The sequence below is a fragment of the Actinomycetes bacterium genome (genome assembly GCA_036510875.1).
In the GTDB taxonomy this organism is placed as follows: domain Bacteria; phylum Actinomycetota; class Actinomycetes; order Prado026; family Prado026; genus DATCDE01.
In genome coordinates, this window is sequence record DATCDE010000098.1 from 1 (window position 1) to 15,531 (window position 15,531).

The following is a 15,531-nucleotide window of genomic DNA, read 5'->3' on the forward strand; positions in this document are numbered from 1 at the left end:
GCTCGGTGGCTTCGAGGAGTTCCGGGAGTTCTTTCCCAGCCGCGCTTCCAACTCCGCCACCCGACCCGCCAACGCCGCGATCAGCGCATCGCGCTGAGCAAGCAGGACGAGCAACTCCTCCACCGAGGGAGCCGGTGACACAGCAGAAACCGACGGATCGACCACGAAGAGCACCTGCCTGCGGGGGAAGTCGCAGAACGGACAAGTGAAGCCTCCCGCACCTCACGACAAGATCAACCCGCCACGCCGTGAGGGACCTGAACAGTTACCTCTTCCCCTTGAATCGGCGATCGGTGGACCGTAGGCCTCGGAAGCCGTCGCGGAGGTACGAGTTGCAGTCGCTGTGGTTCCGACTGACGGGGGGAAGCCATGCTGACCAGAGCGCGTGTTGCAGATGACCTGACAGTGTCACGGCTGGCGCGAGTGCTACTTGTGGTAGCCGTGATTGTTGGGGGGCTGGTTGGAGCGTCGTTCGGCGAAGCACGAGCGGCTGTTGCCAGCCCCGTGGTCGCGCTGGCGGCTGGTGCGGATCACACATGCGTGCTGACCAGTGACGGACTGGTCTACTGCTGGGGCGACAACAGCGGCGGCCAGCTTGGTGACGGCAGTACGACCGCCAGAGCGGTGCCTGTTCAGGTCGTGGGTCTGTCCGGGGCGCACAAATCGCCGCCGGGGACGGGTATGGGAGCAGCGGACATACCTGCGCGGTGACCGTTAACGGCGCCGTGTACTGCTGGGGGAACGGTACCGTCACACCCACCGCGGTGACCGGCCTGCCAGCTGTGACATCGGTCAGCGCTGGCTACCTGCACACTTGCGCAGTTGGCCGAGACGGCAGCGCCTACTGCTGGGGAAGCAACGGAGCTGGGCAGCTCGGTGCCGGGAGCGACTACCTTCCCGGCCCCACCCCTCCCCGCGTCCTGGGCTTGTCAGGGGTGACGGCCATCTCCGCTGGCTATTACCACACCTGCGCAGTGACAGGTAGCGGGCTCGCCTATTGCTGGGGCGACAACGTGGCAGGCGAGTTGGGAAACGGCACAACCGTGGGCAGCAGCGTCCCCGTCCGGGTCCCGTCCCTGTCCGGGGTGACCTCGATCAAAGCGGCCCGCTACTACACCTGTGCGCTGCTCAGCACCGGATCGGCGTACTGCTGGGGAAACAACGTCGACGGGGTTCTGGGTAACGGAACCACGAAGCTGAGCACCGTCCCGGTCAAGGTCGTGACCCTCGCCTCCGTCGCGGCGCTGGCCACCGGTGACTTCCACGCGTGTGCGCTGACCCGCAGTGCCACGGGGTACTGCTGGGGTCGCAACAGTGCCGGGCAGCTCGGGGACGGCACTGCCCCGGTCAGCCACACCACCCCGGTCACCGTGACGGGTCTGGCCGCTCCCACCGCTTTGGTGGCGGCAGCTGCGCACACCTGCGCCCTGACAGCCGCCCACACCGTGCACTGCTGGGGCGGAGACGTCAACGGCGGACCGAGACTCGGCGACGGCACCACGGCCAGCAGTCCCACCCCGGTGGCCGTGCTCAACCTGTCACCACGGATCTGGGACCGGCTGGCCGGGGCTGACCGGTACGCCACCGCCGCGGCGGTGTCCCGGTCAGCCTTCGCCAAGGGCGGAGCCGGGGCGGTGGTGCTGGCCCGCGGGGACGCCTACCCGGACGCCCTGGTCGGGGTGCCGCTGGCCGCCGAGCACCATGCGCCGCTGCTGCTCACCCACGGCACCGCGTTGCCCACCGTCACCCTGACCGAGATCCGCCGGGTGCTGCCGGTCAGCCGCACGGTCTACATCCTCGGCGGCACCGACGTGGTCCCGGCCAGCATCGGCGCCCAGCTCGCAAGTCTGGGCTACTCGATCACCCGCTACGCCGGTGCGGACCGGTTCGCCACCGCGGTCTCGGTCGCGGACGCCCTCGGCGACCCCTCGACCGTGCTGCTCGCCTCCGGGCTGAACTTCCCCGACGCCCTCGCCGCCGGGCCAGCAGCCACCGCCGTCCACGGAGCGGTGCTGCTCACCACCGGCTCGACGCTGCCGCCGGTCACCGTGGCGTACCTGGCCGCCCACCCCGGCACGACCTATGCCATCGGCGGTCCCGCCTTCGCGGCCGAGCCGACGGCCCAGCCGGTCCTAGGCGCCGACCGGTACGCCACCGCCGCCACCGTCGCCGCCACCTTCTTCCCCGCCCCCGCCACCGTTGGAATCGCCACCGGGCTGAACTTCCTCGACGCCCTTGCCGGGGGCGCCCAACTCGCCGCAGCCGGAGGACCGCTGCTGCTCACCGCCACGACCGTCCTGCCATCCACATCCGCCAACACCCTGACCGCCGTGAAGGCGAGCCTCAACACCACGCGCTTCTACGGCGAGACCGATGTCGTCGCCGACCCGGTCGCCCTCGCCGCTGCGGCAGCTCTCGGCTACTAGCGATCGAAGGGGGAGTAGCCCGAGGCGAATTGCGTCGAGAGAGACAGCGCTGTGGGCCGCGACCTCCGGAGCAGCAACCCGAGTTGTGGGCGCTGCATCTCAGGCCACCGCGATCCACGGATGGACAGACGAAGAAGCCCGCACCACGGGCTGGAAACCAGCCAGGTACGGGCTCGAACGTGGACCTTGAGGTCAGATCCTGACGTTCAGGTCATCTGTGCCACTCGCTCAGGGGCACTGTGGCCGACACGTCTTGCGAGCGACGAAGTTATTGTCCCACAAGGACTTTCCAAGATCAACCTGAACGGTTGAGGTATGTCTGGTTAGGAGAGACGGGGCACGACGACGCACCGGTCTTTCAGGACCTCCTCCGTCGCCTGCGAGATCCCCACCAACGCACACACCTCGTTGATGGAGGTGAAACCATCCATCAGCTCCCTAGCATCGACGATTCGTTGGGCCACGTCAGGCGGCAGCCCGATGTAGCCGGCGAGTCCGTCCGCGTCGAAGGCGTTGAGGTCGACCAGACCACCGTCGTCATAGGACCGGGGTAGGTCGGGACGGCCGATCCGCAGTTCACGGGCCAAGTTCGGGTCAGATGCGACCAGTTGCGCTGCCTTGCGACGCTGGGCCCGCTCGGCAAGCGCGACCTCCACCGCAGGAGAGCCCCCTCTCGGTGGACGTGGCGACATGTCGGGGAGTCCGTAGACCTCCCTTCGCAGACGTGGCAGGAACAGGTAGGCAGACGCCGCCACTGCCCACCCCAGTACGACCCCGATGTTCGCCTGCAGACTGTTCTCTCCCGCAGGACCCTCGGGGGCGGTCACCACGATGGCCAGAGCGCCGATGGAACTGGCCGTGTACACAGCCGCAAGCACCCATGACGTCGACCGGTAGGGCAGCCTGCTGGCTGCGTGGAGGAAGGGCACGAACGTGGCGATCCCCAATGACGCGGCCGGCACGACGAGATACCACCTTCCAGGCTTGCCGGGCCGCGAAGGGGCTGGTTCCTCGGCTGAGGGCGGCCTGGCTACGTCGGTCATCGTCGTCACCGTCCTGGCCGGGACTGTCTGGACCGGGCTGCCTGTCTCGGCGGCTAGAGCCAGGCTAGGACGCTTGATCGGCAGACGAACCGGTCGAACGTCCCGCCGACCGCCACCAGCGCTGTCAGTCCGGCGCGCTACGGTCCTTGATGATGCATCACGAGGTCCGTAGATGAGCACTTCCAGCACCGACAACTGCAAACGGCCGAGCCGCGGTGCCTTCCAGCCGTCGATGGGGCCCGTCGTGCTGGCGGTCGCAGCAGCGCTCGTCCTGGCGGGGTGTGCCTCGGCCAGCACGGGGACGTCGACCGTCAACGGGGCCAGCCGCAGCACCGGGGTGTCGGCCACCAGTAGGCCCGACGTGATCGGCTCCCTCAGCCCCGTCCCGCCGACGCCCACCTCGGAGCCGAGCTCATCAGCCCCGGCCGCGGCGGGCACTGCCCTGGCGGCGTTGGACACCATGCGAGTTGCAGGTCGGGGCCCGATGACCGGTTACGACCGGGCGCTGTTCGGCCCGGCGTGGACCGACACAGACCGCAACGGGTGTGACACCCGCAACGACATCCTGCGCCGCGACCTGACCAACAAGACCCTGAAGGCTGGAACCAACGGGTGCGTGGTCCTCACCGGGACGCTGCGCGAACCATACAGCGGCACCACGATCAGCTTCGTCCGCGGCACCACCACCAGCACGGCGGTGCAGATCGACCACGTCGTCGCCCTCGGCGACGCCTGGGTCACCGGCGCGGCCAGCTGGCCCTACGCGAAGAAGATCGCCTTCGCCAACGACCCTCTCAACCTGCTCGCCGTCAAGGGCAGCCTGAACCAGCAGAAGGGCGACGGGGACGCGGCGACCTGGCTGCCGCCGAACAAGCCCTTCCGGTGCTCCTATGTGGCCCGGCAGGTCAGCGTGAAGGCCAAGTACGGCCTGTATGTCACCCCGGCCGAGAAGGCCGCCATGCAACGCATTCTGGCCACCTGCCCGAGCCAGCCGGTGCTCACCGGGGGCAACCCGACGACATCCACCGTGCTGCCGCCCCTCGCCACGGCCACCACCTCGAGCTCCAAGGCCACGGCGGCCAGCCAGCCAGCGACGTCGACTGGCTCGCTGGACCCCAGGTTCGCCACCTGCAAGGCCGTCAAGGCGGCCGGGTACGGCCCGTACTACCGGGGCAAGGACCCCGAGTACGCCTGGTACCGCGACGCCGACGGCGACGGCATTGTCTGTGAGTAGACCGGCGAGCTCCTGTGTGCCCAGATTTCCCGTGCCCGCAAAGCAGTCGCCCAGGGCCAACACGTAGTACAGGAACTCCAGATCGACTGCCAAGTTCGTCAAGGCAACGAAACCGTCGTGGACGCAACAATGCATCCTCGTGATACACGGCTTCCCGATGCTTGCTGAAATGCCCACCCGCGCCCAGTCCGTCGTGGCCTTGGCCCAGGCCCCCCGCCCCACCGCCCGGATCGCCATCCCGCCAGACGTCAAGCAGTTGGTCTGGACCCGCGACGGCGGAGCCTGCGCCCAGTGCGGGTCCAACGTCGAGCTGCAGCTCGACCACGTCATCCCCGTGTCCCTGGGCGGCTCCAACGACGAGGGCAACCTTCAGATCCTCTGCGGACCGTGTAACCGGCTCAAGGGAGCCAGCGTCGGCTGAGGTCGATGGTTTGGTCGGGCGGTTTCCACGGCATCCGCTGGGACGTGGCTGGGACGTGGCTGGGACGCCAGAGGGCGGAAAGCGACGGAGAACATCAAGAAGCGTTGAGTGACGTTTTCGCAGGTCAAAGGCCCTTTGTGGCATGTCAGCCCAGGTCAGACCCAGGGCACTGACTGTCCCCGGCGTACAGGCCGACTCGTCCGTCGCCTGGTTGCTGGCTGGCGCGCCCCGACCTGAGTCAAGGCAGGAGAAGGCCCCGCCGCCCCGAGAGGCGACAGGGCAGTTGGACGGTCTGCCTAGTCGCCGGTCTTGTCGAAGTAACCCTGCTGGTTGATCTTGAAGCGAAGGAACTGGACAAGTAGCCGTTCAGCCTGGGTGATCGCAGTGCACCTCCCGCCGTACGCGATTCCAGGCTGACACTCGGCGGGGTCGTCAGGCAGGGACTGTGGTCACCGGGGTGCTGTCTATCGGCTCACATCGCCGAGGACGACGTGGAACGGGAGGTGCGCCGACGCGCTCATCGGATCTTCATGCGTGTCCGGTCCACTCGTGCACGATGATCGGGCCAGCTGCGGTCGAGTGGAGGCGTGAGGGGATGGGCGACGACGCCCGCGTCGTGCTGGTGGTCGAGGACGACCTCGCGGTTCGTGAGGCGCTGGCCCGCGCCCTGCGGCTGGACGGCTACACGGTGGAGACCGCGTCCGACGGCCCCGAAGGGCTGGCCCGCGTGGAGCAGGTGCGGCCGGACGCCGTGCTGCTGGACGTCACCATGCCCGGGCTTGACGGCCTAGAGGTGTGCCGCCGGCTGCGCGCCGCCGGCGACCGGACCCCTGTGCTCATGCTCACCGCCCGGGAGACCGTCACCGACCGGGTGGCCGGTCTAGACGCCGGGGCGGACGATTACCTGGTCAAGCCTTTCGCGCTGGCCGAGCTGAGGGCGCGGCTGCGCGCGCTGCTGCGCCGGCACGACCCGGTGATGGCCGCGGCCGACGGGGCCGGCCTGGCGGACGGCGACACGCTGGCGTTCGGCGACCTGGTCCTCGACCTGGCCGGCTGGACCTGCCGCCGGGGCGACCGGCCGATCGAGCTGACCCGCACCGAGTTCCAGATCCTCGAGGTGTTCCTGCTCAACCCCGGCCAGGTACTGCCGCGCGAGGTCGTCTCCGACCGGGTCTGGGGGTACGACGTCGGTCCGTCGTCCAACGCGCTCGACGTCTACATCGGTTACCTGCGCCGCAAGACCGAGGCCGGCGGCGAGCCACGGCTGCTGCAGACGGTGCGGGGAGTCGGCTACGTGCTGAGGCAGCAGTGAGCCTGCGGCTGCGGCTGGTCCTGGCCACCAGCCTCGCGGTGCTCATCGCGCTGGTGGGGCCAGCCCTGATCATGGTGTGGGAGCTGCACAAGGACCTGGTCGCCACCTTGGACGCCGGGCTGCAGACCCGCAGCGAGTCGGTCATCGACCACCTGACCGCCAAGGACAGCCCGGCCAACGAGTCAATCAACGGACTGCGCCCGGCCGAGCTGGGGGAGACCGACGCCTACGTCCAGGTGGTCAACGCCGACGGCAGTACCGTGCGCCCCGACCAGTCCGACGTCGTACTCCCGGTCGCCGCGACCGACGTCGCCGTCGCGGCCGGCCAGCACGCCGGCTACGCCCGTGACGTGACCGTCGGTGGGGTGCGCCTGCGGCTGCTGACCCGGCCGGTGGAGGCCGGCGTCGCCGTCCAGGTCGCGCGCCCGCTCGGCGAGGTAGACGCGACGCTGCGCGAGGTCCGGCGGCTGCTGCTGGTGGTGCTGCTGGTCGGTGTGGTCGCGGCCGGCGTCCTTGGCTGGCTCGCGGCGGCGGCCGCGCTGCGCCCGCTCACCCGGCTGACCCGCGCCGCCGAGCAGGTCGCGCGCACCCGGGACCTGTCGCTGCGGATGGACGCCTCGAGCAAGGACGAGCTGGGCCGCCTCGCGGCGAGCATGGACTCGATGCTGGAGGCGCTGCAGCGGGCGCTGTCGGCGCAGCGGCAGCTGGTCGCCGACGCGTCGCACGAGCTGCGGACCCCGCTGACCAGCCTGCGCACGAACGTCGAGGTGCTGCAGGACGTGGAGCGGCTGGATCCGCTGGAGCGGCGCCGGCTGCTCGACTCCACCGTCGTCCAGCTCGACGAGCTGGCCGCCCTCGTCGCCGACCTGGTCGAGCTGGCCCGTGGCGACGGCACGCCGGCGGTCTCCGAGTCGGCCGAGGTCCAGCTGGACCGCATCGTCGGGGCGGTCCTCACGCGTGCCCGCCGGCACTGGCCGGACGTCACCTTCAACGACTTCCTCGAGCCGACCGTCGTGGTGGGCGACGCAGCGCGGCTGGACCGAGCCGTGGCGAACCTGGTCGACAATGCCGGCAAGTGGAGCCCGCCCGGTGGGACCGTCGAGATCACCCTCGCGGACCGCCGGCTCACCGTCCGCGACCACGGCCCGGGCATCCCGCCGGAGGACCTGCCGCACGTCTTCGACCGCTTCTACCGCTCGCCGGAGGCGCGCTCGGCGCCCGGGTCGGGCCTCGGGCTGGCCATCGTCCGGCAGACGGCGGACAGCCACGGCGCGATCGTCGAGGCCGGTGCCGCGCCGGACGGCGGCGCGGTGCTCGCCCTGCAGTTCTGAGCGTTCCTAGCCGAATTTCACCTGGTCCTCATGATCTCCTCATGCCGCTCGCTGAGGCTTTCCTCGAAGCCACGAGACGAGGAGATCGCATGTACCAGCCCAACGGACGCGACGCGGGACTGCGCCGCGTCAAGACCGTCACCGGCGGAGTAGCGGCCCTGGCACTGGTCGGCACCGGGGTCGCGGGCATCACCGCGTTCCGGCACGACCAGTCGGTCGCGGTGGCCTCGTCAACGGTCACGTCGGGCGCGACGACGACCACCAGCCCGACAACCGGCTCGTCGGCGACGTCCTCGTCGGGTCTCTCGGCGCCGGGCACCCCGGTGACCCAGGCGCCGACGACCAGCGCCCCGGTCGCGAAGTCGAGCGGCTCATGACCACGGGCTCACCGCTGTGGTACCTCGCACGGGGCACCGGGGTGGTGTCGCTCGCGCTGCTCACGGCTACGGTGCTGCTGGGCCTCACCTCGGTGACCCGCTGGAGGAGCGCCCGCTGGCCGCGCTTCGTCACGGTCTCGCTGCACCGCAACATCTCGCTGCTGTCGGTCGTCTTCCTGGTCGTGCACATCGGGTCCTCGGTGCTGGACACCTACACGAAGATCTCGCTGACCGACGCGTTCGTCCCGTTCGTCGGCAGCTACCGGCCGTTCTGGCTGGGCCTGGGCGCGCTCGCGTTCGACCTGATCCTGGCCCTGATCGTGACCAGCCTGATCCGGGTCCGGCTCGGCCTGCGCATCTGGCGCAGCGTCCACTGGCTGGCCTACGCCGCCTGGCCGGTGGCGGTGCTCCACGGACTGGGCACCGGTACGGACGCCAGCCAGCGCTGGATGCAGCTGTTCACCCTTACCTGCATCGGGCTGGTGGGTCTGGCCGGGCTGCGGCGGCTCGTCGTCGAGGACGCCGACGACGCACCGGTCGTGGTTCTTGCTGCTCGTGAGCGCGCGGGCGTGCGATGAGCCGGTCCCAGAGGGTGGAGGTGCGCCCGGTGGCTCCGCCGGAGGGTCTGCCCCGGCTGCTTGCCGACCGGCTCCATGTCGCTTCCCCCGCCTCCTACGCGGAGCACCTCGCCAGCCATGGGCCGGTGACCCTCCCGTCGGTGCGTCCCGGGGGCAACCCCGACCTGGTCGACCTCGTGGAGATGTCCGGCCTGCGCGGCCGGGGAGGTGCCGGTTTCCCCTCCGGACTGAAGATGCGGGCGGTGGCGGACAACGGTCGTCGCACGGTCGTCGTCGGTAACGCGGCCGAGGGCGAGCCGGCCAGCTACAAGGACGCGCTGCTGCTCACCCGGGCGCCGCACCTCGTGCTCGACGGACTGCAGCTCGCCGCAGCCGCGGTGGGGGCCCGCGACGCCTACCTGTACCTGCACCGGGGCGCATCCAACGCGTATGCCGCCGTCCTCACCGCCATCGAGGAGCGGCGGCGGGCTCACGTCGACGCGGTCGCTGTCGAGGTCGTCACCGCGCCGGACCGCTACGTGTCCGGCGAGGAGACCGCACTCGTCAACCGGGTGGGGGGCGGCCTGGCCAGGCCGCTGCCGGTGCCGCCGCGCCCGTACCAGAAGGGCGTTCGTGGGCGGCCCACGCTGGTGCAGAACGTGGAGACGCTGGCTCACATCGCCCTGCTCGCCCGCCATGGGGAGGCCTGGTTCCGCTCGGTCGGCACCGCGCAGGACCCGGGCAGCGCGCTGGTCACCGTGACCGGTGCGGTCGCCCGGACCGGCGTCACCGAGGTGGCGCTCGGCACCACGCTGCGCAGCCTGGTGGCCGGTCTCGGCGGAACGACGTCGACACCGCGGGCAGTGCTGCTCGGTGGCTACTACGGCAGCTGGCTGCCGGCGAACGACGCGTGGGACCTGGCACTGGGCCACGCCGCGTTGAGGACCAAGAAGTCATCCTTCGGCGCGGGCATCATCGTCGTGCTCGGACAGGACAGCTGCGGCCTGGCCGAGAGCGCGCGGGTGCTGCGCTACCTTGCCGGGCACGGAGCACAGCAGTGCGGGCCCTGCCTCAACGGGCTGCCCGCCATCGCCGGGTCGTTCGAGCGGCTGGCCGGTGGGCGGGGGCGGCAGGAGCTGCCGCAGCTGCAGCGCTGGGTGAAGCTGATCCAGGGCCGCGGGGCATGCTCGATGCCGGACGGCGCCGCCCGGTTCGCCGACAGCGCCCTGCAGGTCTTCGCCGAGGAGGTCCGCAGCCACCAGCGCGGCCCGTGCCCGCAGTGCGCCAACCGGGTGCTGCCCACACCCAGCGCCCCCCAGCCGGAGGACTGGCGATGAGCACCACGCTGCGCGTCGAGTGGACCACCTGCACGGCTCACGGGCTGTGCGCGGAGCTGCTGCCGGAACGGGTCCGGCTGGACGACTGGGGCTACCCGGTGTTCGACGTTCGGCCGCTGACCGAGGACGAGCTGCAGCACGCGCGCCGGGCCGCATCGGCCTGTCCCACCCTGGCCTTTCGGCTGACCCAGGGCGGGTAGCCGTCATCGCCACCTCCGCGGTGCAGTAGCGTCCAGCGGGGGAGGGGTTCACATGTCGGTGGAACGGATCGGTGTGATCGGGGCCGGCTTGGTCGGCCTGGCCGTCGCGCGTCGGCTGACCGAGCTGATGCCCGACGTGCGGGTCACCGTGCTGGACAAGGAGCTCGACGTCGCCGCCCACCAGAGCGGTCACAACAGCGGCGTCGTCCACGCCGGGATCTACTACCCACCCGGCTCGCTGAAGGCCACCCTGTGCCGTCGCGGCATGGGGATGCTGCGCGAGTACTGCGCGGACAAGGGGATCGTCTACGACGAGCGCGGCAAGCTCGTTCTCGCCGTGGACGACGGGGAGCGGGCGGCGCTCGAGTCGATCCGGGAGCGGGCCGAGACCAACGGCGTCCCCGGGATGCGCTCGGTCGACGCGGTCGGGCTGCGGGAGATCGAGCCCCATGCGGTGGGGGTCGCAGGGCTCTACTCGCCGCACACCGCGATCACCGACTACCCCGCGATCGCGCGGGCGATGGCCGAGGACATCCGGGCGGCCGGGTCGGAGGTCCTCCTGGGCAAGGAGATCGTGCGGATCGGCCGGGACCGGGGCCGGGTCCGCGTCGCCACCCGCGAGGAGAGCCTCGGCTTCGACCGGCTGGTGATCTGCGCCGGCCTGCAGTCCGACATCCTGGCCGAGGCGGCCGGGGACAGTGTGGGTCCGGCCATCGTGCCGTTCCGGGGGGAGTACCTGCGGCTGGTACCGGAGCGCACCGACCTGGTGCGTGGCCTGATCTACCCGGTGCCCGACCCCCGGTACCCGTTCCTCGGCGTGCACTTCACCCGCCGGGTCGACGGGTCGGTCGACCTTGGCCCGAACGCCGTGCTGGCCATGGCGCGGGAGGGCTACCGGCTGCGTGACCTCAACCTCGGCCAGACGTGGGGCACTTTCACCTACCCCGGCTTCCGCCGGATGGCGGCCCAGCACTGGCGGATGGGCATGAAGGAGTACCGGACCTCACTGAGCCGGCGGGCGTTCCTGGCCGAGGCTCGGCGGTACGTCCCCGAGCTCACGGCGTCCGACGTGGTGGCGGCCCAAGCTGGCGTCCGGGCCCAGGCCGTGGACCCGGACGGGACGCTGGTGGACGACTTCCGGATCAGCGAGCTCGGCCCGGTGGTGGCCGTGCGCAACGCACCGTCGCCCGCGGCGACGTCGTCCCTGGCCATCGCCGAGTACATCTGCGACCATCCCTGGCGGACCAGGGTCTCGGCCTAGCGAAGGCCTAGCGGCGCGGCCAGTCCCGGCTCTCGTGCTCCAGGTGGTTGGCGACGGTGCGGCAGGCGGTGCCGAGCTGCTCCAGCTGCTCGGGACCCAGGACGTCGACGAGGTGCTGACGGACGCTCTCCACATGGTCGGGGGCGGCCTCGGTCAGCCGCCGCCACCCGGCGTCGGTGAGCACCGCCCAGGCGCCCCGACGGTCCACGTAGCACTCCTCGCGCACCACCAGGCCGTCCGCCTCCATCCGGGAGACCTGATGGGACAGGCGGCTCTTCGACGACAGGGTCTGGCTGGCGAGATCCGACATCCGTAGCCGGTGGTCCGCGGCCTCGGACAGCCGGACCAGCACCTCGTACTCGGCCAGCGACATGCCGTGCTCCGTCTTGAGGTCGCGCTCGAGCCGGTCGTTGAGCAGCGCGGTGGCTGCGATCCAGGCCCGCCAGGCGCGCTGTTCCTTGTCGGTCAGCCAACGAGTTTCGGCCATGCCGCCATGGTAGTTGAATGACGTACTAATCGGCGGGCCATAGGTCCCGACCTGCTGGCGCGGTGAGGCGGCAGGGTCAGAGCGAGCCGAGCTCCCAGATCGTGACCCCGCCGACGATCCCGGCGGTGTTGTCGACGAGCACCGCCTTCGGCCCGAGGTCTACGGTCAGCTTCCTGGCGTTGCCCCCGCCGACGTAGACTCGGTCGAAGAACAGCATGTCGTCGAACGCTTGCAGCGCCTTGACCACCCGGCGGCTCCACCGCTCGTTGCCGACCTCGTGGCGGGCCAGGTCGCCGAGCTGGATGTCGAACGTCTCGCTCTTGCGGAACGGCCCGTGGGACAGCTCCAGGTGCGGCAGCTTGATCCCGTCGTAGAACAATGCGGTGCCGCACCCGGTCCCCAGCGTCATGACGAACTCCATGCCGTCGCCCCGGACGACGGCGCAGCCCTGCATGTCCGCGTCGTTGGACACCCGGGTGGGGCGACCCAGCGCCTGCTCCAGCGCCGAGCGCAGGTCGAAGTGGTTCCAGGCCGCCACGCTCGGCGGCCACGGCGGGCCACCGGGCACCTGCCGTGACAGCGACGGCACGTCCAGGACGATGCCGTGGCGCACCATGCCCGGGAACCCGACGGACACCCGGTCGTAGTGCGGCAGCGGCGCGACGAGCTCGGTCAGGGTGGTGACCAGGAGCTCGGGTGGGCACGGGTAGAGGGTCTCGACCCGCACCCGCTCGGTGCTCATGAGGCCGTCCGGATCGAGCAGGGCCGCCTTCAGCCCGCTGCCGCCGATGTCGATCGACAGCGTCGTCACGTCCGCGGGCCAGCTGGTCGGGTGGTGCGCAAGCGCCGGTTCCATGGGCCCACCCTGGCACGGGCGTCAGGGCAGCGTCAGGATCTCCGACCCGGTCGGTGTCACCAGGATGGTGTGCTCGAACTGCGCGGTCCGGCGCCGGTCCTTCGTGACAACGGTCCAGCCGTCGTCCCAGATGTCGTAGTCGATGGTGCCGAGGGTGAGCATCGGCTCGATGGTGAATGTCATGCCCGGCTCGAGCATGGTCGTGGCGTGCGGGTCGTCGTAGTGGGGGACGACCAGACCCGAGTGGAACGAGGTGCCGATCCCGTGGCCGGTGAAGTCGCGCACCACGCCGTAGCCGAACCGGTTGGCGTAGGACTCGATCACCCGGCCGACGACGTTGAGCTGCCGGCCGGGGGCCACCGCCTTGATGGCCCGCAGGGTGGCCTCGTGGGTGCGCTCGACGAGCAGCCGGGACTCCTCGTCGACCTCGCCCACCAGGTACGTCGCGTCGGTGTCGCCATGGACGCCGTCGACGTAGGCCGTGATGTCGATGTTGATGATGTCGCCGTCGCGCAGCACCGTCGAGTCGGGGATGCCATGGCAGATCACCTCGTTGAGGCTCGTGCACAACGACTTCGGGTACCCGCGGTAGCCCAGCGTCGACGGGTAGGCGTCGTGCACCACCAGGAACTCGTGCCCCACCCGGTCCAGCTCGTCGGTGGTCACCCCGGGGCGGATCTGCTCGGACACCGCGACCAGTGCCTGGGCGGCGATCCGGCCGGCCACCCGCATCCGCTCGATCGTGTCGGCGTCCTTGACCTCCGGCCCGGTGTAGCGCTCGGGGCCCTTGCGGCCGACGTACTCGGGCCGCGCGATGTGCTGGGGCACGGACCGCTGGGGGGACAGGACGCCGGGGACGAGAGTGCTCACCTGTGCCAGTCTACGAAAGCCACGAGAGGAGTGATCGATGAGCGAGCAGGACCGACCGGTGAGTGACGAGCAGGAGACGGCCTACTGGTGGTCGTTAGTCCACCACCGGGTCGAGCAGGGGCCCGGCAGTCCGGACTCCGAGCGGCTCGGCCCCTACAAGACCTACGCGGAGGCGGAGACTGCACTGGACCGGACCCGCAAGCGCAGCGAGGCCTGGGACGAGCAGGACCGCGAGTGGAACGGCGGCTGACTGCCGCGCCCGGCGCCGCCGGGCGCGCCCGGGTCATGTCATGACGACGGCGGCCGTCCACAAAGGACGGCCGCCGTCGGTTCGTTCGCGAGGCTGGGACAGGTCAGGCCTTCTTGGCCGCGCGCTTGGCCGGGGCCTTCTTGGCCGGTGCGGCCTTGGCCGGGGCCTTCTTCGCCGCAGGCGCCGCGGCGGCGGTGCGGTCGTCGACGATGGCGCCGCCCGCGTTCTTCTTCACCGAGTTGATGCCGTTCGTGGCCGCGATCTTGGTGTTGTACGCCTCGGACGAGGCGATCACCTGGCCGTTGGTGGCCAGAAGATTGAAGCGGAACTTGCCCGCTTTGTCTTTGGAGAGCACGAACTTTGCCGGCACGCTGTCCTCCTGCTGCGCAAGGGTCCGGCGCGGTGCCGGACTTGTCGAGGACGAGCGTCTCAGAAAGCGATCACCGGATGCGACTTTGACGCGGCCGTGTGGCCGCGAGGAGCACCCCGCTGGCCACGCAGGCGAGTCCGCCCGAGACGATGGAGAACCGCAGTGAGGTCCACTGCGCCACCAGGCTGGACCGGACCTGTCCCAGTTGTGGGCCCAGTGAGTAGGACAGCAGCTCGGTGCCGGCCATCCTGCCGCGCAGCTCGTCGGGCCTCGTCGGGGAGGGTCTGGTTCCAGATCATCGTGCGGAACAGCCCGCTCACCATGTCCGCAGCGCCGGCGACGGCGAGGCAGAGCGGAGCTAGCCACCGATTGTGCGCCATCCCGAAGGCGGCGATGGCGGCACCCCACACCATGGCGGCCAGCACGATGGCCCGGCCGAGGACAGCAGCCCCAGTGCCCAGGGGCGTTCAGCGCATCGGCCACGAACGGGAACAGCGCGTAGGGGTAGGCGAAGAGCATCGCCGACAGGTCAACCAGGTGGGCGCCCAGCGGATCCTTGCGGGACCAGGCGTAGGCCAGGCCCTTGCCGATCGCGCCAGGCTCGGCGCGGCCGCCTCCGACAGCGGTGGCCTCGCCCGCATCAGCGCCAGCAGGGAGGCGCCATAGCTGACCACGTCGACGGCGAACGACGAAGCCACCCCGAAGGACGCGATGAGGACGCCGCCCAGGGCCGGCCCGACGATGGTGCCGATGGTGCCGCGCGGGGAGTTCAGGGCGTCCAACGGCGGACGCTGCAGCCCGTCCAGCGCGGCGACCATGAGGCCGAACACGTACAACGGCCACACCTGGGGCTGCGGCTGCAGGCGTTGAGCAGCAGCAGACCGGTCATGACGGTCAGTCCCGCCTCGGTGGCGAGCACCATCCGGCGGCGGTCGACCGCGTCGGCCAGCGCGCCGCCGGCGAACGCCACACCGATGCGATTTGCGTTTGCAGGCTGGCAGGCCCGAGGTCAGCGGCGCGGTGCCGGCCCGCTGATCACGTCGAGGGCGCGGGCCAGCCGGTCCCGAAAGCCGCGGCGGCTGCCGCTTCCCGGGGACCACCCGGTCTCGCCCGCGGCCAGGCTGACCAGGTGCTGGACTGTGTCGAAGCTCAGCTGGGGCACGACGAGGTCGGCCTCCATGACGGTGAGCGACTCGTGG

The 15,531-nt window shown here is 70.6% G+C and carries 19 protein-coding genes and 1 pseudogene; 11 read left to right on the forward strand and 9 right to left on the reverse strand.

Features of this window, described 5'->3' with window-relative positions; translation table 11 throughout:
* Positions 1 to 87 (reverse strand): annotated as a pseudogene (locus VIM19_05585) (DUF6444 domain-containing protein).
* A 695-nt stretch (positions 88 to 782) separates the two neighbouring features.
* On the opposite strand from VIM19_05585, the gene VIM19_05590 reads away from it, so the two are divergent.
* Positions 783 to 2,426, forward strand: coding sequence for a cell wall-binding repeat-containing protein (locus VIM19_05590; GenBank protein ID HEY5184370.1), 1,644 nt, complete (start codon positions 783 to 785; stop codon positions 2,424 to 2,426).
* A gap of 323 nt (positions 2,427 to 2,749) precedes the next feature.
* Here VIM19_05590 and VIM19_05595 read toward each other — a convergent pair whose 3' ends face one another.
* Complete coding sequence (locus tag VIM19_05595; GenBank protein ID HEY5184371.1) at positions 2,750 to 3,931, reverse strand: hypothetical protein; 1,182 nt, start codon at positions 3,929 to 3,931, stop codon at positions 2,750 to 2,752.
* Between the two features lie 22 nt (positions 3,932 to 3,953).
* Between VIM19_05595 and VIM19_05600 the strand changes: the two genes are divergently transcribed.
* The 9 genes from VIM19_05600 to lhgO all read left to right on the forward strand — a co-directional run bounded on the left by VIM19_05600 (position 3,954) and on the right by lhgO (position 11,499).
* Positions 3,954 to 4,703, forward strand: a complete 750-nt coding sequence (locus tag VIM19_05600; protein HEY5184372.1) for a DUF1524 domain-containing protein — start codon at positions 3,954 to 3,956, stop codon at positions 4,701 to 4,703.
* Positions 4,704 to 4,872: 169 nt separating this feature from the next.
* Positions 4,873 to 5,124, forward strand: a complete 252-nt coding sequence (locus VIM19_05605) for an HNH endonuclease (protein ID HEY5184373.1) — start codon at positions 4,873 to 4,875, stop codon at positions 5,122 to 5,124.
* A gap of 595 nt (positions 5,125 to 5,719) precedes the next feature.
* Entirely contained in the window at positions 5,720 to 6,436 is a 717-nt protein-coding gene (locus tag VIM19_05610) for a response regulator transcription factor (GenBank protein HEY5184374.1), read from the forward strand.
* Complete coding sequence (locus tag VIM19_05615; GenBank protein HEY5184375.1) at positions 6,433 to 7,767, forward strand: HAMP domain-containing sensor histidine kinase; 1,335 nt, start codon at positions 6,433 to 6,435, stop codon at positions 7,765 to 7,767. Before VIM19_05610 ends, VIM19_05615 begins: the two co-directional genes overlap by 4 nt.
* An 89-nt stretch (positions 7,768 to 7,856) precedes the next feature.
* Positions 7,857 to 8,144: a hypothetical protein gene (locus tag VIM19_05620; GenBank protein ID HEY5184376.1), complete on the forward strand. Its 288-nt coding sequence runs from the start codon at positions 7,857 to 7,859 to the stop codon at positions 8,142 to 8,144.
* The gene (locus VIM19_05625) at positions 8,141 to 8,722 is read left to right on the forward strand and encodes a ferric reductase-like transmembrane domain-containing protein (GenBank protein HEY5184377.1); all 582 of its coding nucleotides are present in this window, start codon (positions 8,141 to 8,143) and stop codon (positions 8,720 to 8,722) included. Before VIM19_05620 ends, VIM19_05625 begins: the two co-directional genes overlap by 4 nt.
* Positions 8,723 to 8,751: 29 nt before the next feature.
* On the forward strand, positions 8,752 to 10,038 hold the full coding sequence (locus tag VIM19_05630; GenBank protein ID HEY5184378.1) for an NADH-ubiquinone oxidoreductase-F iron-sulfur binding region domain-containing protein: 1,287 nt from the start codon (positions 8,752 to 8,754) through the stop codon (positions 10,036 to 10,038).
* On the forward strand, positions 10,035 to 10,238 hold the full coding sequence (locus VIM19_05635) for a ferredoxin (protein ID HEY5184379.1): 204 nt from the start codon (positions 10,035 to 10,037) through the stop codon (positions 10,236 to 10,238). Before VIM19_05630 ends, VIM19_05635 begins: the two co-directional genes overlap by 4 nt.
* Positions 10,239 to 10,290: 52 nt before the next feature.
* The gene (gene lhgO, locus VIM19_05640) at positions 10,291 to 11,499 is read left to right on the forward strand and encodes an L-2-hydroxyglutarate oxidase (protein HEY5184380.1); all 1,209 of its coding nucleotides are present in this window, start codon (positions 10,291 to 10,293) and stop codon (positions 11,497 to 11,499) included.
* 7 nt (positions 11,500 to 11,506) lie between these two features.
* Here the strand turns inward: lhgO and VIM19_05645 are convergent, their stop codons facing one another.
* The 3 genes from VIM19_05645 to map form a co-directional block, all read right to left on the reverse strand.
* A complete protein-coding gene (locus VIM19_05645; protein HEY5184381.1) occupies positions 11,507 to 11,986 on the reverse strand; it encodes a MarR family winged helix-turn-helix transcriptional regulator in 480 nt (159 codons plus the stop codon).
* 76 nt (positions 11,987 to 12,062) lie between these two features.
* Positions 12,063 to 12,842, reverse strand: a complete 780-nt coding sequence (locus tag VIM19_05650) for an ROK family protein (protein ID HEY5184382.1) — start codon at positions 12,840 to 12,842, stop codon at positions 12,063 to 12,065.
* Between the two features lie 21 nt (positions 12,843 to 12,863).
* On the reverse strand, positions 12,864 to 13,721 hold the full coding sequence (gene map, locus VIM19_05655; GenBank protein ID HEY5184383.1) for a type I methionyl aminopeptidase: 858 nt from the start codon (positions 13,719 to 13,721) through the stop codon (positions 12,864 to 12,866).
* A 28-nt stretch (positions 13,722 to 13,749) separates the two neighbouring features.
* Here map and VIM19_05660 point away from each other — a divergent pair, with 28 nt between their 5' ends.
* Complete coding sequence (locus VIM19_05660; protein ID HEY5184384.1) at positions 13,750 to 13,962, forward strand: hypothetical protein; 213 nt, start codon at positions 13,750 to 13,752, stop codon at positions 13,960 to 13,962.
* Positions 13,963 to 14,065: 103 nt separating this feature from the next.
* Here the strand turns inward: VIM19_05660 and VIM19_05665 are convergent, their stop codons facing one another.
* The 4 genes from VIM19_05665 to VIM19_05680 form a co-directional block, all read right to left on the reverse strand.
* Complete coding sequence (locus VIM19_05665) at positions 14,066 to 14,332, reverse strand: DUF1508 domain-containing protein (GenBank protein HEY5184385.1); 267 nt, start codon at positions 14,330 to 14,332, stop codon at positions 14,066 to 14,068.
* 70 nt (positions 14,333 to 14,402) lie between these two features.
* Positions 14,403 to 14,579 (reverse strand): hypothetical protein, encoded by a 177-nt coding sequence (locus VIM19_05670; GenBank protein ID HEY5184386.1) that lies wholly within the window; start codon positions 14,577 to 14,579, stop codon positions 14,403 to 14,405.
* 220 nt (positions 14,580 to 14,799) lie between these two features.
* Positions 14,800 to 15,162 carry an MFS transporter gene (locus VIM19_05675; protein HEY5184387.1) on the reverse strand — a complete coding sequence of 121 codons (363 nt, stop codon included), beginning with the start codon at positions 15,160 to 15,162 and terminating at the stop codon, positions 14,800 to 14,802.
* 179 nt (positions 15,163 to 15,341) lie between these two features.
* A partial coding sequence (locus VIM19_05680; protein ID HEY5184388.1) for a hypothetical protein occupies positions 15,342 to 15,531 on the reverse strand: 190 nt, incomplete at its 5' end.

Bases quoted from the DNA above. Each gene is read 5' to 3' on its own strand.
- lhgO (HEY5184380.1), top strand. From the start codon at position 10,291: ATGTCGGTGGAACGGATCGGTGTGATCGGGGCCGGCTTGGTCGGCCTG.
- VIM19_05625 (HEY5184377.1), top strand. From the start codon at position 8,141: ATGACCACGGGCTCACCGCTGTGGTACCTCGCACGGGGCACCGGGGTG.
- VIM19_05620 (HEY5184376.1), top strand. From the start codon at position 7,857: ATGTACCAGCCCAACGGACGCGACGCGGGACTGCGCCGCGTCAAGACC.
- VIM19_05650 (HEY5184382.1), bottom strand. From the start codon at position 12,842: ATGGAACCGGCGCTTGCGCACCACCCGACCAGCTGGCCCGCGGACGTG.
- VIM19_05660 (HEY5184384.1), top strand. From the start codon at position 13,750: ATGAGCGAGCAGGACCGACCGGTGAGTGACGAGCAGGAGACGGCCTAC.
- VIM19_05605 (HEY5184373.1), top strand. From the start codon at position 4,873: ATGCCCACCCGCGCCCAGTCCGTCGTGGCCTTGGCCCAGGCCCCCCGC.
- VIM19_05600 (HEY5184372.1), top strand. From the start codon at position 3,954: ATGACCGGTTACGACCGGGCGCTGTTCGGCCCGGCGTGGACCGACACA.
- VIM19_05610 (HEY5184374.1), top strand. From the start codon at position 5,720: ATGGGCGACGACGCCCGCGTCGTGCTGGTGGTCGAGGACGACCTCGCG.
- VIM19_05645 (HEY5184381.1), bottom strand. From the start codon at position 11,986: ATGGCCGAAACTCGTTGGCTGACCGACAAGGAACAGCGCGCCTGGCGG.
- VIM19_05635 (HEY5184379.1), top strand. From the start codon at position 10,035: ATGAGCACCACGCTGCGCGTCGAGTGGACCACCTGCACGGCTCACGGG.
- VIM19_05595 (HEY5184371.1), bottom strand. From the start codon at position 3,931: ATGGTGTCCAACGCCGCCAGGGCAGTGCCCGCCGCGGCCGGGGCTGAT.
- VIM19_05670 (HEY5184386.1), bottom strand. From the start codon at position 14,579: ATGGCCGGCACCGAGCTGCTGTCCTACTCACTGGGCCCACAACTGGGA.